The sequence below is a fragment of the Streptomyces sp. NBC_01241 genome, from assembly GCF_041435435.1.
Taxonomy (GTDB): Bacteria; Actinomycetota; Actinomycetes; order Streptomycetales; family Streptomycetaceae; genus Streptomyces.
The window spans coordinates 3,927,268-3,941,046 of record NZ_CP108494.1; the positions used below are offsets into that span (position 1 = coordinate 3,927,268).

9 protein-coding genes and 1 pseudogene are annotated in these 13,779 nt (G+C 61.8%); 5 read left to right on the forward strand and 5 right to left on the reverse strand.

Annotated elements, in window-relative coordinates; translation table 11 throughout:
- Positions 1–17: 17 nt before the first annotated feature.
- Positions 18–656 (forward strand): histidine phosphatase family protein, encoded by a 639-nt coding sequence (locus OG306_RS17390; protein ID WP_371665452.1) that lies wholly within the window; start codon positions 18–20, stop codon positions 654–656.
- A 32-nt stretch (positions 657–688) separates the two neighbouring features.
- Here the strand turns inward: OG306_RS17390 and metG are convergent, their stop codons facing one another.
- The gene (metG, locus tag OG306_RS17395) at positions 689–2,410 is read right to left on the reverse strand and encodes a methionine--tRNA ligase (protein ID WP_371665453.1); all 1,722 of its coding nucleotides are present in this window, start codon (positions 2,408–2,410) and stop codon (positions 689–691) included.
- A gap of 335 nt (positions 2,411–2,745) precedes the next feature.
- Between metG and OG306_RS17400 the strand changes: the two genes are divergently transcribed.
- The 4 genes from OG306_RS17400 (at position 2,746) to OG306_RS17415 (ending at position 6,651) form a co-directional block, all read left to right on the forward strand.
- Positions 2,746–4,041 carry a nucleotide sugar dehydrogenase gene (locus OG306_RS17400; RefSeq protein WP_371665454.1) on the forward strand — a complete coding sequence of 432 codons (1,296 nt, stop codon included), beginning with the start codon at positions 2,746–2,748 and terminating at the stop codon, positions 4,039–4,041.
- Between the two features lie 12 nt (positions 4,042–4,053).
- Complete coding sequence (locus OG306_RS17405) at positions 4,054–5,004, forward strand: NAD-dependent epimerase/dehydratase family protein (protein WP_371665455.1); 951 nt, start codon at positions 4,054–4,056, stop codon at positions 5,002–5,004.
- A 433-nt stretch (positions 5,005–5,437) separates the two neighbouring features.
- Positions 5,438–5,722, forward strand: coding sequence for a hypothetical protein (locus tag OG306_RS17410; RefSeq protein WP_371665456.1), 285 nt, complete (start codon positions 5,438–5,440; stop codon positions 5,720–5,722).
- On the forward strand, positions 5,719–6,651 hold the full coding sequence (locus OG306_RS17415) for a hypothetical protein (RefSeq protein ID WP_371665457.1): 933 nt from the start codon (positions 5,719–5,721) through the stop codon (positions 6,649–6,651). Before OG306_RS17410 ends, OG306_RS17415 begins: the two co-directional genes overlap by 4 nt.
- Before the next feature lie 89 nt (positions 6,652–6,740).
- Here the strand turns inward: OG306_RS17415 and OG306_RS17420 are convergent.
- The 4 genes and pseudogenes from OG306_RS17420 to OG306_RS17435 form a co-directional block, all read right to left on the reverse strand.
- Positions 6,741–7,277 (reverse strand): annotated as a pseudogene (locus OG306_RS17420) (HNH endonuclease); the annotation flags it as partial.
- Positions 7,278–7,392: 115 nt separating this feature from the next.
- Entirely contained in the window at positions 7,393–9,102 is a 1,710-nt protein-coding gene (locus OG306_RS17425; RefSeq protein WP_371665458.1) for a hypothetical protein, read from the reverse strand.
- Positions 9,103–9,329: 227 nt separating this feature from the next.
- The gene (locus OG306_RS17430) at positions 9,330–11,498 is read right to left on the reverse strand and encodes a hypothetical protein (protein WP_371665459.1); all 2,169 of its coding nucleotides are present in this window, start codon (positions 11,496–11,498) and stop codon (positions 9,330–9,332) included.
- Positions 11,499–11,720: 222 nt separating this feature from the next.
- Positions 11,721–13,463 carry an ATP-binding protein gene (locus tag OG306_RS17435; protein WP_371665460.1) on the reverse strand — a complete coding sequence of 581 codons (1,743 nt, stop codon included), beginning with the start codon at positions 13,461–13,463 and terminating at the stop codon, positions 11,721–11,723.
- Positions 13,464–13,779: the final 316 nt, after the last annotated feature.

A 13,779-nucleotide genomic window follows, 5' to 3' on the forward strand; every position in this document is an offset into this window, starting at 1 on the left:
GAAAGGGACGGACCACCATGAGCACGAAATACATCTACCTGGTCAAGCACGGTGAGACCGAGGAAAACGCCCGTGGTATCCACCAGGGCAGGACTGTCGGCGGCACACTCAGCAAGCGCGGACGCGACGACATCCGCACCGTTGGCCGCGCCCTCGCCGCAGCCGGACTCACGGCCGACCAGATGCTCGTCAGCCCGATGTCCCGATGTCGTGAGTCAGCCGCACTCCTGACGGCCGCGCTCACACCGGCCGAGGCACGTGTGGACGACCGACTGGCGGCGAAGAACAGCGGCCATCTTGGCGGCCGGCCCAGAAACCTCGCGGTGGCAGAAGCGGCCCGTCAGGATGTCCCCATCCATCAGCTCCGCACGCCGGGCGGCGAATCATCTGAAGACGTACAGGCCCGTTACATGCGCCTGTGGGGCGAGCTCTGCACAGGACCGCATCGCACGACCGTCCTGGTCGGCCACGGCGGCGGAATCGCCTGCCTCCTGCTGAAGCTCACGCAGCACGGCTTCGAGCACTACCTCGAGTACGTGCCCGGCTCCGGATGCGTGACGTGGGTCGAGATCGACGAGAATGCCCCTCGAATCCGGCTGATGAACGTGCCCCCCGCTGAGTTGGCCGGGCACCTCACCACCCGTACCGCCCGATGAAGCCGGGATCGGTACGGGCACGAGAGGCACCGTCAGGCGTCGGCTCCGCCGAAGCGGGTCCGGTAGGACTCCAGGTCCTCCTCCGAGATCTTCGCGAAGAGCACCGGCGGCACGGTAAAGGCTGTACCGGCCGGGACAGCGTCCAGGGACTTGGCCTGCTCGGCGGTCACCCAGGTCGCGGTGTCGCTCTCCAGGGCGAAGGCACCGCGCATTGCGGCAGCCGAGGCCGGGATGAACGGCTCGGAGACGATCGCGTAGAGGTGGATGAGGTTCATCGCCGTACGAAGGGTCAGGGCCGCACCCTCCGGGTCGGTCTTGATCTCCAACCAGGGGGCCTTCTCCTCCAGGTAGGAGTTGCCCGCCGACCACAGGGCGCGCAGCGCGGCCCCGGCCTTGCGATACTGGAGGGCCTCCATGTACTCCTCGTACTCGGCCAGCAGCCGCGCGATCTCCTCGCCCAGCCGCGCCTCCACCTCGCCGGCCGCATTCCCCGCGGGGACATCGTCCCCAAACCGCTTACGGGAGAAGGACAGCACGCGGTTGACGAAGTTGCCGAGCGTGTCGGCCAGGTCCTTGTTGACCGTGGCTGCGAAGTGCTCCCAAGTGAAGGACGAGTCGTCGGACTCCGGGGCGTTGGCGATGAGGAAGTAGCGCCAGTAGTCGGCGGGCAGCAGATCCAGGGCGGCGTCCGTGAAGACACCGCGCTTCTGGGAAGTGGAGAACTTGCCGCCGTAGTACGTCAGCCAGTTGAAGCCCTTGACGACGTCGACCTTCTTCCACGGCTCGCGGACGCCGAGCTCGGTGGCCGGGAACATCACCGTGTGGAAGGGGACGTTGTCCTTGGCCATGAACTGGGTGTAGCGGACGGTGTCGTCGGCCTCGTACCACCACGACTTCCAGTCGCGGGTCTCGCCGTCCTGCGCCGTGTCCGACCACTCCTTCGTCGCGCCGATGTACTCGATCGGGGCGTCGAACCAGACGTAGAAGACCTTGCCCTCGGCCGCGAGCTCCGGCCAGGTGTCGGCCGGGACCGGGACGCCCCAGTCCAAGTCGCGGGTGATCGCACGGTCGTGCAGGCCCTCGGTCAGCCACTTGCGGGCGATGGAGGAGGACAGGTGCGGCCACTGCTCCTCGTGCCGGGCCACCCAGGCTTCCACCTCGTGCTGGAGCTTGGACTGCAGCAGAAACAGGTGCTTGGTCTCGCGGACTTCCAGCTCCGTGGAGCCGCTGATCGCGGAGCGCGGGTTCAGGAGGTCGGTCGGGTCGAGTACGCGGGTGCAGTTCTCGCACTGGTCACCGCGAGCCTTGTCGTAGCCGCAGTGAGGGCAGGTGCCCTCGACGTACCGGTCCGGCAGGAAGCGGCCGTCGACAGGCGAGTACACCTGGCGGATCGCCCGCTCTTCGATGAAGCCGTTCTTGTGGAGCTGACGTGCGAAGTGCTGCGTGATCTCGACGTTCTGCTGCGAGGAGCTGCGGCCGAAGTAGTCGAAGGCCAGCTGGAAGCCGTCGTATACGGCCTTCTGTGCATCGTGGGCCTGCGCGCAGAACTCGGCCACCGACAGTCCGGCTGCCTTGGCCGCCAGCTCGGCCGGTGTCCCGTGCTCGTCGGTGGCGCAGATGTACAGGACGTCGTGACCGCGCTGGCGGAGGTACCGGGAGTACACATCCGCCGGAAGCATCGACCCGACCATGTTGCCCAGGTGCTTGATCCCGTTGATGTAGGGAAGCGCGCTGGTGACCAGGTGTCGAGCCATCCTTGGATGCTCCATTTCGTACGTAAGGCGCCGGTGGCAGTGCCGCGGCGGGCCCAAGTCGGGAGGCGGCAGCAGGCGCGACCACTCAGGTCGCTCAGTCGTGTCACGCACGGTGACGGGTCGAGTCTGCAGGCCGTCGTCATCGTATCGAATCCGGGCAACCCCCCGGCGAGCTGTTTATCCCTCGGACGAACCCCCGTGAAAAAGGCACTCGGCCGTCCGAGACAGGCGGCCAAGCGAGTCTCGTACGGCCGAGGCAGTCCTCATCTTAGGGCCACCGTGCCCCGGCAGTTCCGCACGCAGTGTTCGCACCCCACTCCAAAGAGACGGTCCGCATGATCGAGAAAAGCGAGATCCAGCAGCGCCGCGTCCTCGTCGTGGGCCAGGGGTACGTCGGGCTCCCTCTTGCAATCAGGGCTGCCGAGGTCGGGTACCACGTCGTCGGCCTCGACGTTGACACCGAGCGCGTGAAGCGGCTGGTGGCTGGGCAGTCGTACATCGAGGACGTTCCAGACGCGAGGCTGGGTCCGGTCCTGGCCTCTGGGGCCTATCGCCCGAGCCTCGACACTGCTGACTGCGCGGACTTCGATCTCGCGATCGTCACCGTCCCCACGCCCCTCCGGGATGGGGCGCCCGACCTCTCGCACGTCGAGGACGCGGCGTGGATGCTCGGCCGCCACCTCAAGCCTGGGGCGACCGTCATCCTGGAGTCCACTACATACCCCGGCACGACCGAGGAGCTCTTCGGCCCGATCCTTGAACGCGCGTCCGGCCTGGCTGCCGGCCACGACTTTTGCCTCGGCTACAGCCCCGAGCGCATCGACCCCGGCAACCGGGAATGGCGGCTGGAGAACACTCCCAAGGTCGTCTCCGGCATCGACGCAGCATCGGCGTCAACCATCCGGGAATTCTACGGCTCTCTCGTCGACACGATCGTTCTGGTCGGCACCTGCAAGGAAGCCGAGCTGGCGAAATTGCTGGAGAACACCTTCCGGCACGTGAACATCGCCCTGTCCAATGAGCTCGCAATGTTCGCCCACGACCTGGGCATCGACATCTGGGCCGCCATAGATGCTGCGGCGACCAAGCCCTTCGGCTTCATGCGCTTCACACCAGGACCTGGCGTCGGCGGTCACTGCCTGCCCATCGACCCGTCCTATCTCTCCTGGCGGGTCCAGCGAACCCTGGGCCGCAGCTTCCGCTTCGTCGAGCTGGCGAACGACGTCAACAGCCACATGCCCGACTACGTGGTCCGACGACTCGTCGACGGCCTCAACGAGCGTAAGAAGGCCCTCAACGGTTCCCGGATTCTGCTGCTCGGCCTCGCTTACAAGGCCAACACCGGGGACGCCCGTGAGACGCCGGCGTCGCGCATCGCCGAGCTGCTCATCGGCATGGGGGCCGAAGTCCAGGCGGTCGACCCTCACGTCGTCGACGACGCTCACCCCCGTGCGGCCGGCCTGAAGAACCTCCGGCGAGTCGACGTCACACCCGACTGCCTCGCGGCAGCCGACGCCGTCGTCCTCCTCGCCGACCACGACGCCTTCGACTACGCCCTGATCGCCGCACACGGCCCGTACATCCTCGACTGTCGCCGTCGGCTCGTCGGCGCGCACGTCGACTCTCTCTGAAAGGGAAGCCACGTGAAGATCGTGATCACCGGCGGCGCCGGGTTCATAGGAAGCAGCCTCGCCCGGGCCCTGACCGAGTGCCGCGAAATCAGCCAGATCCGAGTGGTCGACAACCTGTCCACCGGCTACAAGGCGAGCATCGCGGACCTCGACGTCGACTTCTTCGAGGGTGACGTCCAGGACGTAGCCATCCTGGACCAGGCATTTCACGGCGCTGACGCAGTCGTCCACCTGGCCGCCCTGCCTTCCGTACCGCGCTCGATACGGGACCCCCTGGCCAGCCACCACGCCAACGCAACCGGCGCCCTCCAGGTACTCGAAGCCGCCCGCCGAGCCGGCAACCTGCACGTCATCGCCGCCTCCTCGTCCTCCGTCTACGGCGCGAACCCGCACCTGCCGAAGCACGAAGACCTCACTCCCACCCCGATGAGCCCGTACGCGGTCACCAAGCTCGCCACGGAGACGTACTTGGGCGCGTACCACCACAGCTTCGGCCTGCCGGTGCTGCCCTTCCGCTTCTTCAACGTCTACGGCCCCGGCCAGCGTGCCGACCACGCCTACTCCGCGGTCATCCCGAAGTGGATCGGCGCGGCACTCGCCGGCCAGCCGGTGAGCGTGCACGGCGACGGCACCCAGACGCGAGACTTCACGTACGTGGGCACCGTATGCAGTGTCCTCACCGACGCCCTCCTGCGCCGGGTCGTGGAACCTCGCCCTGTAAACCTGGCATTAGGAACCCGCGTACCCCTACTGGACCTGATTCCGACAATCGAGACCGCGACTGGTCGCCTCGTCCGGCGGAAGCACGTGCCTGGTCGCGTCGGCGATGTCCCGCACTCCCAAGCCGACAGCAGCCGCCTGCGAGCGCTGTTCCCGACAGTGGCACCCGTAGCGCTTGAGGAAGGTGTCTCCGCGACAGTGGACTGGTTCCGTACCTCGGTCATGAGCGCGGTTCCGAGCTGAACCGCGTCTGGGCCCGATGGGATCGGGGCGGGGCGCGACCACATCGGCGCCCCGCCTTCGGCCACTGTGCACAGGGGGTGGCAGACGGGCCCCACACGTACGTCTCTCGCCGGCACTCCCGATGTCGACGGTTGCTCCGAGCCGATTACTGCGCTCAGCGACAGCAGAGGTGCACTGGTGTTCCACAGGCCGAGGTGTCGCGGTGGACAGCAATGATCGCGTTCTCCGTCGCGAACCGCTCGGTTGGCCGCTGAAGTGCGCAGCAACCAAGAAGATCACCAAATCCGTATTCGAGCAGCCCCCACCCATAGCTGTTAGTAACTGAGGGAAGAGCAATTCACGCTGCCCTGCTCTTGAGCGGTGAACCGCACGCTACAGGCGACGCACATCATCGGAACGACCGGCCCTCACCGACGAGGACATCACCCGTAACTTGAGCACCTACCAGCAGCAGGTCACACCGTTCATCGACTTCGAGCACGCTGAGCTGCGCTTCAACGGCGAGTGGCTCAACAAGGTGAACCTGCCGCAGCTGGTCGAGATTCTCGCGCGGGTACCGGTCTCCATGTCACTCCAGCACGAGGACTTCCGTACCCGGCTCGCCGAGGGGCAGGGCCTGTCCGTCGCTGAGTTCGTCTACTCCGTCGTGATGGCGATGGACTCGGTGGCCATCACAGCTGATGTCGAGCTGGGCGGAGTCGGCCGGGCTCCAAGATGAGCAAGGGCAACTACGTCGGTCTGACCTCATCTCCCGATGACGTATACGGTTCGCTGATGTCCATCCCCGACCACCTGACCGAGCCGTACCTCCAGCTCCTCACCGAGTGGACGGACGACGAGATCCGGGTGGTGACCAAGCGCCTGAAAGAGGGAACCGCGCACCCGATGGCGGTGAAGCGGATCCTGGCCGGCGAGGTGGTGGCCGCTCTCCACGGACGGGACACCGCGGCTGCCGCCCGCGCGGAGTTCACGGCCCGCTTCTCCAAGCAGTCCTTCGGGGACACCCAAAACCTCCCCGTCGTCTCCCTGAAGGAGCACGCCGAGGACACCCTCGGGGCCCTGCTCAGCCGCACGCTGGGCTTCGCCCCCAGCCTCTCGGCCGTGCGTCGGGTGGCCCAGCAAAAGGGTCTCCGTCTGATCCGTGAATCAGACGGGGAAATGCACAGACTGCGGAAAGTTTCGGCTCCGAAGCTACCAATTGACGGGCATCGACCGGAGTCCGCGCAGCAGTCCAGCTCGGCCCCACGCCAGTTCCTTTACACGCCAGCGGCGTGCCAAGCACCGATGGGCGCCATGTCCGAACACGAAATGATCCTTGACGTCCCGGCTGATCTTGCAGGAGTTGCCAGCCTGGGCTGCTCCTCCGATATCTACCTGACTGGCCAAGCTGTAGCCAAGCCGGGTGGCCCCTATACCTGGCAGCACGCCAACCGCTATCTCTTCGGCAGCAGTGTCGGACTCACGAGTCGTTGCCCAATCCAAGGGTCATGCTTACGGCATACAACCATGAGGTTTGTAGGCGTCAATGCACCTTTGATTATGCGAGGAGCTACAAAGAGTTCATCGGTTGTTAGGCGCGCGCCGCACCCGCCTACTACCTCGCATCTCGCGCGCGTGGCAACCATACGCAACATCCAAAGGGGTTGAGGCACGGATATATGGCCGAGCGATGGGTGTTGTATCACACCAATTGACCACGCTTTGGCGTCATATACACTCCACAGACTACTTTTCGCATTGTTGCACCAGCCACACGCCAACCTGAGGTTAGCTGCGTTCGTCTTACCGCCTTCAGCCACCGGAATAACGTGATCAAGTTCGACTCTCAGATGTCTTGGATTAACACCTCGCGGTCTCGTGAAGTCGACCAACTTGTGGGGAGCCAAGGGAACCCGCGACCGGCGAAGAAAAAGGTTCTTAGCGTGCTCCGAGAATCGGTATCCACACAGGTAACACCTCTGCAAGGGTTCGTCCCTGAACCAGACGGCATCGCGAAGCGCCCTATCGATACGCTCACGCCGAACATTGCGCCGCGCCTCTACTTCCCTCCAAGCGAAGGTAGTAAGCTGACGTGCAGCAGACTGAATTTCATCCTGCGGCGCCATGGGGTCGATTTCACGGAGGCGCTCTGAAATCTCGACGAGCAGATGGCCGATATTCTGTGAATTTCGCGCATATCTGCCAAGGTCGACGAGGCCTTCAATGAACCAACGACCGACAGTCATCGAATAGTCGGCCCGGAGGATCCATTCATTCTTCCCCAAAAGGCCCATGGGTGCACTATGTTGTGCGACTTCCCTCAGCGAGGCTTCCGACCACCTATCCGGAAGCGCCTGGCCGAGTACTCGATAGAAATCGCGAATCGCATGAGTGTCCACTTTAGAAAACTTAAGGCTTGAACGTCTTCGGCAGCGTCATGGGAACTTTTCGATATTCATGCCAGTTCTGTGACCACAATTCCTTGACCACCTTCTGGTCCTTCTTAACCCGCGCCAACTGCCAATCGCGATTGAAGTATGAACGGCTCACACGCCCATTCTTAAGCCATTCATCCAGCGTACGAGAGAAGTCATCCAAACTGTCTAGGGCCTCCCCCGCAGTGTAAATGTAGTCAAAGTAGTCACACGCCAAGATTGTCAATGAAATCTTATTGAATAGGTTACTCTTGGCTGTGCTACCCCAACCATTAAATGTGTCCGTATCGACAGGGTCTCCGAAATAATCACGGATACGCGTGTAAAAATAGACGAAGATGTCACGCCACGGACCATCGGGACGGGACCAGTCTTGGTCGCGTTCCGCGTCTGAGTCACCGGTCACCAATCCACATCGGGGGAAATATTCCGCCTTCCACGCGCGAGCGTAGTCAACCTTGCCGTGATAGGGCCGGCCACCGCGCAGTTCCCGGAAAATGGAAACAAGCCCTTGGAGTACACTCCACTGAAGTAGACCCGTTCGATCTCCGTCCATGCCAGTCTGCACCAAACCACGAAAGGGGCTCTCTTCGGCCCTGGTCAGATAGGCGACGGCTTGCGAGTCCTCAAGCTTAATGCCTGCATCACGAAGACGCTGAGCCACGCTCTGCAGTTCCCCGCGGCTGAGACTTGTGGAAACAATCGTGCCCAGCAACGCTTTCCCCATAGGAATAGCCTTCTGATTCACCACCACAAACTGGAAAACGTGCTCGCTCGGGCTGTCGTCCATGAGGAGCGAAAACGGCAGTTTCCGCGAACTCTCGAACATCAGGCGCTGTTCGGCCTCCTTAGGATCCTGTCCCGATTCGACTGCGCTGAGGATGAAGTTCCTTCCCTGATCGGTCTTGAGCGCCTCTGTGGCCGAAACCACTGCGCCTCGCAACCTGTGCTGACCATCAACAAGTACCACCGGCTTTAGGTACCCCAGCAGAGCCTCCTTAGTGAAACCTTGAACTTCGTCGGCATCCTGGATATCGAGATGTTCCAAGACCCGTATCCGCCCCTTGAGCTCGGTGTAGAAATCGACAAGGTGCGTTTCCTCGGCAAGCATGACCGTAGCGGCATCGTCGCTATCGTCACTGCTTGATTCATCGACAGTCACTATCTCGGCGTCGTCGTCTTGATTGTCACTTCCCTCGCTGACGGGAGAAAATGTCGGATCCAGTCTTTGACTCTCGCGTTCCAGGAGGACGGCAACGCGAGTTTCGTCGACTACACTGTCACTAAGAATGCCAACTCGCCCCTCAAGGCGGGACACCAGGCGTCTGAGAAGTTCAATCATGGGAACTTCTGCATAGTCTTCGTAACTAATCTTGAGCTGCCCAAATGCCGAGCCTGGCTCGAGTTCGCGGAACTCGATCAACGCGTCATCTTGTAGAGCGCCAAGCAAAGGATTTTGCGTCACATTTTGATGATTGCTGAAGAATTCAGTCAACTCTCGAACTCGACCTCTGTCTTCCTCTCGCTGAAAACCTGATGTTTCATCCTCGGCCAAGCGCCGGCGCTGAGGTACACCAGCCCACTGTTCGATCTCCACAGCCGGGGCCGAAAACAGAATTAGTGGCTTACTCTCCGAGGTCTGCCACGAACGAAACGCATCATAGGTGCGAATTACTTCGCTCACCTGTACCTCCTGCTTTGCCGACGTCCTGGATGCTGATAATAACTAATTCCCGCAAGCGGCGGTCGTGCTAAACGTCTGAAGGTGGCCTATGGCCCACCATCCGGGCGATTGTAAGCCGCAGACTGGGTATTCCTTCCGGAGGCTGTGGCTATCCATGGCCGGAGAGACGAAGACGCTCGACCAGCTCGACGCCTACGCCTCCACCGAATTTCTGCCCATTTCCTCTATTACGACTCTGCGGCAGCATCATCCAGGTTGAGTTCCCCTTGCTTGCTGCGGCGCACCGGCTGGCTCAGCCAAGCTTCGAATTCGTTGTCCGGCATGCCGAACCAGTCCTTAAGCGCCTTCCTGAGCGCAGTGTTCGCTTGCTTCTCCGCAATGGGGCGGAGTTCATCTTCCTTTGCTGTCGGTTGGTTGGTCTTGAGAGCCTTGAGCTGTTGCTTGATGCACAGATCCAGGTACATGCGTCGAGCCTCGCCGAGCTTCCTGTCGAACTCGCCGCGGTCCGGCACCCATGAAGCTACGTGTGACCAGGCTGTGGGAACAGCCAGCGCCTGCATCCAGAAATAGCGAAAGTAGACAGCCTGAGCTGACTCCATGTTTCCAATCTGATTGATCGGATTCGTGATGCCGGTCTTATTGAAGGCGGCCTTTCGGTCACGGGCCCGGCTGTGCTCGATTTGAAAGAAGGCATTCCAGGCATCGACGAGAGATTCAGCGAAGGTCGGCAGATCTTTGAGCTCTACACCGCCCGGCTGCGTTTTCCGAATTTCCCAGAGTGACCCCATCGTCATAACAAGGCCGAGCTGGCACGCATGAGTGTTGAGCACGCTGTACGCATCTTTGCATCGTTTGACGCGTTCAGGGCGAGTCGACGCCAGGTACTCCTGAGCGCGGTACTGGTCGAAATCCTCCTCCTTCCCCCTTAGCGCCTCCCAGGCCCGAATGACATCCGATTTAGGAACTCGGCGATCCGTACTGTCCCTATGCTCCAGGTAGTGATCGTGACTGTCCCGGAGTGTCCAAAACACACCGACACCACCAAACAGAGCATCGTGAGCCAGTGCTGCAAAGGTATCGGCCACATGCCAGTCATCCTTCAGCTTGGTCAAGGCACTGGCATGTGCTGCATAAGGAGCGGTCCTCGAGAGCAGTGTCAGGATTGCCTTGCCCCACGTTTCCTTGAACCGTGCGCTAATCGCCTCCATCTTGCCTAGGGGAAACTGCTTGTCCCCAAGAGTGTCTCGATCGAAGGGGATTCCTCCATCCTCGAAGTACCTCTCGAGAAGCGTGGCTACGTCGAGCTGGCTACGCATAAACTCGTCGCGCTGTAGTTCGCTCTCCTTACCGGAGATTCCTTGTGCGACGTTGGTGAGGTACTTCGACGGACCGAAGATGCAGCGGTTCACGGCCATCTTGAGAAGGTTGATGTTCGTGAGGACCGACCACCGCGCGGGCCTGTGGCTGTTGACCTCCGGGTTGTCGTACTCAACGGCGTACAAAGGAAGGTAGGAGTCGTCGCTGCGGCTTCGTAGCTCGCTGAGCATGCTCCGCGTGAGGACATTGGAAAGTTCAGCGTCTGAGAGCAGGATGATGCGGGACTCGCTCGGAGGGCGCGCCTCCTTGTTGACGTCAACAAAGAGCTTTCGGGCAGCTTCGTGGGGTCGGGAACCTTCCCCTGTCTGCTCCGGGAACCAGCACACAGTGACCGGGACCTCGACCTTCGAGAGGTCGGGCTCACCGGCACCGTGCTGCTCCAGCACGCGCCGCACCTGATGCTCATAGAAGGAGCGGTACTTGACCGCGGACGTGTCCTGCCATGAGTTGGTCAGGGTGCGTTCGATCGCGAGGAGCGCCATCGCACGATGCTGGCCGTCAAGGACAACCAGGCTCGACTCGGAACGGTTCCACCACAGCTTGCCCACATTTGCACCGTGTGGCTGTCCGTCGGAAGCGAGTAGCCGATGGACCTGGAAGGCGCTGCCTGCACGTTGCTCCTGCCAGCTGGCCTCGTCGGCGTTGATAGACGCCAGCTCCCCGAGCGCTGGGAAAGAGGTAGGTCGTTTGCTGCGGAAGGGAAGTAGAACGGCCACGATCGGAGGAAAGAAGGCGGGGCCTGTCGTCTGTGGTTTGAGCAGGTAAGGAATCAGGTTAACTGCCACGCGGTGATCGTCGAGGTCGCGCTGGAGGAGTTGGTTGAAGTCCAGGTCGCCGGCGTCCATGACTTCGCGGACGGGGGCCAAACTCTTTGTGAGTTGACGCTCAGGCGTGTCTGCTTCACCGCCCAGCCGCGCCTTCGTCATGATGTAGTCGACCCGCCCCGCAGGAGTGTCAAAACTGCCCCACGTTCCCTGCACGTAATCACGGAACGTGAGCCTGCTACCCGAGCCGAACATCCTTCACTGCCTTCCTACGCTGTATCAGTTGCGGCGCCGGCAGACTCCGCTGCGCGGTCGCGATGGGTTGCCGTCAAGTCTTCTGACGACATCTTGCAGGTCACAGGGTTCTTATGGGGCCCAATGCAGCAATTGATGCTGGTGCTGCTGACAAAACAAGCCATGCCAGCTTGATTTGGCCCATCCGCGCCGGAGGACCGGGCCCCCGGCGCGGGCCAGAAATCACTCGTCCTTCAGCTCTTCTTTGAGCATGGCACCCGTGAACATGCCCCAGTAGGTGCGCAGTTGGCTGAACTGCTCGTCAGGGTTCTCGTGCTGGGCTTCAGCACGCGCGTAGCCCATGAACAGAAGGTCGATCGCGGCCTCGGCTCGGCGTGCCAGGTCGAGGATGTCCTCCGGGCTCATGCCGTCGGCACCATCGTCGGCGATCTTCTTGAGCGGTCCGTACACATCACGGAAGAACGAATGCCGGTGGTTGAACTTCACAACCGACTTGCCGTTGAGATGATGGACCTCAAGGAACTCTTTGCCCGGCCAGCTCCCGTCAAGCAACGTGATGGGCTTGGTCCGGACCTGCTCTCGGAGCTCAGCAATCTTGACTGCGTCGGTCTCAGCGCTCAGGCCCATGTCCTCCGCGGCGTGCTGGACAACCTCCTCTTCCTGCTCCGCTGTGACGTCCCTGCCTGCAAGGCCGCGGGGCAGGCTGGGATCGGTGCGTTCGGCGACGGCCATGCTGCTGCTGTGCTCACCTTTACTGAGGCGCTCGCGAGCTTCAACATCTCCCCAGTACTGGCGGATCTGCACGCGAGCTTGAGACATCGGGCGCTTGAGCCAGTCATGCAGTTGGTTGCGCAGCTTCGTTACAGGCTCGGCACCACGCTTCACGTTGCGCACTTGGAAGTAGTCGTCCAGGTCGGCCGGGAAGGTCACCTCGATGCCGATGTATCGGGCAACCTTGTCGTTACGACTTGCTGAGTCGAGGAGCCGCGGAACAACGTCGTAGTAGATCTCTCGACCATTGCGCAAGATGCTGACCCTAGCCGCATTTTCGGCGTTGATCTGGAACTCCCGAATGTCCTCGCCTCGGTGGTCGCATTCACCGCCGGCACCTTTCCAGGGACGAAATTCAGCCGGCACCAGTGCGACGGAAACGTGCACTTTGTGACCCTCGACCTCCAGGTCGCCTTCCTCGATAAGGTGGCCACGAGGGTCGAGCTTCTGAGGCTTGTACCTGGAGATGATTCGAGGGTTGTCCCGCAGGAACAGCGGATCGTGCAACGTGACTACCTTGTTCTCGAGCTCGAAGGTGCGTCCTGTATCGATGTAGGTGCGGTAGGCGCGCGCGATGAACTTGCGCAGATCGGAGAGCTTCTCATCCAGGGATGTTCCGTACGTTCCCCCGCTGTGCAGGCGGTCGATCTTGCCGAAAATGACCACGGTTCCAGAGGCTAGCGGTCGGCCATCCCGCCCGACCATGAGTTTGCCCGCTTCTTCGGGCCAGTCCGTGACCACTTGGGTCGCGATGTATTGCTGCTTGCCGTCGCGTACCTCCTCAAGGTCGACGTAACTGTGATGGATCTGGGGGTCGCCCGCACGTTTGCTGTAGACGTCGATGCGCTCTCCCAGGCTGAGCCCAGCGAGCTTGAGACCCATCCCGAAGCGGCCAAGGCCGTCACGCTGGTTATAGCGGGCGCTGTAGCCCATCGACAGGACGTTATGCATGATCGATGGATCGATTCCCACGCCGTTGTCGGCGATGATGAAACTGTGGATTGACTTCTTCTTGGGCCCGTAGAGCGGGAGGACGCGCATTAGCGTCGCCTCGGCCTGAATCGAGTTGTCCAGCGGTTCACCGATGGCTGCCGTGAGGTCGAAGCCAGCATCACGCATTGATTCCAGGGCGCGGTCGATTTGGATGATGTTGGCGCGCTGATCATCGGGTGCCAGGAAAATGGGGTTCGTCATTGTGCGTCCTCATTCCTTAGGGTGGCGGTTTGTGGCAGACACCGAAATTTCTGTGCTGCCCGTTGTGTGGGCAGGCAGAAGAGGCAAGCAGTCTCGTGAAAGTTCGGGCGATCCGGATGGATGCGGTTTGCCAGTTCGGGTGAGAGTGCATGAAATAGAGCGCACTCCATCTCGAAGGCATTCGCGGGGTTGTAGTGCACGTCGTAGGTGAAGTACGCCCCGGTACGATCGGTGCAGTGTCGGAGCAGGCGCCGCCGGATGTCTGTGTCGCTGCGTCCGACATAGCGCGGCACACCCGTGGCCGTGTAGAGCACAT

Coding starts and splice junctions, on each gene's coding strand:
- OG306_RS17390 (WP_371665452.1), top strand. CDS start 18: ATGAGCACGAAATACATCTACCTGGTCAAGCACGGTGAGACCGAGGAA.
- OG306_RS17435 (WP_371665460.1), bottom strand. CDS start 13,463: ATGACGAACCCCATTTTCCTGGCACCCGATGATCAGCGCGCCAACATC.
- OG306_RS17400 (WP_371665454.1), top strand. CDS start 2,746: ATGATCGAGAAAAGCGAGATCCAGCAGCGCCGCGTCCTCGTCGTGGGC.
- metG (WP_371665453.1), bottom strand. CDS start 2,410: ATGGCTCGACACCTGGTCACCAGCGCGCTTCCCTACATCAACGGGATC.
- OG306_RS17415 (WP_371665457.1), top strand. CDS start 5,719: ATGAGCAAGGGCAACTACGTCGGTCTGACCTCATCTCCCGATGACGTA.
- OG306_RS17430 (WP_371665459.1), bottom strand. CDS start 11,498: ATGTTCGGCTCGGGTAGCAGGCTCACGTTCCGTGATTACGTGCAGGGA.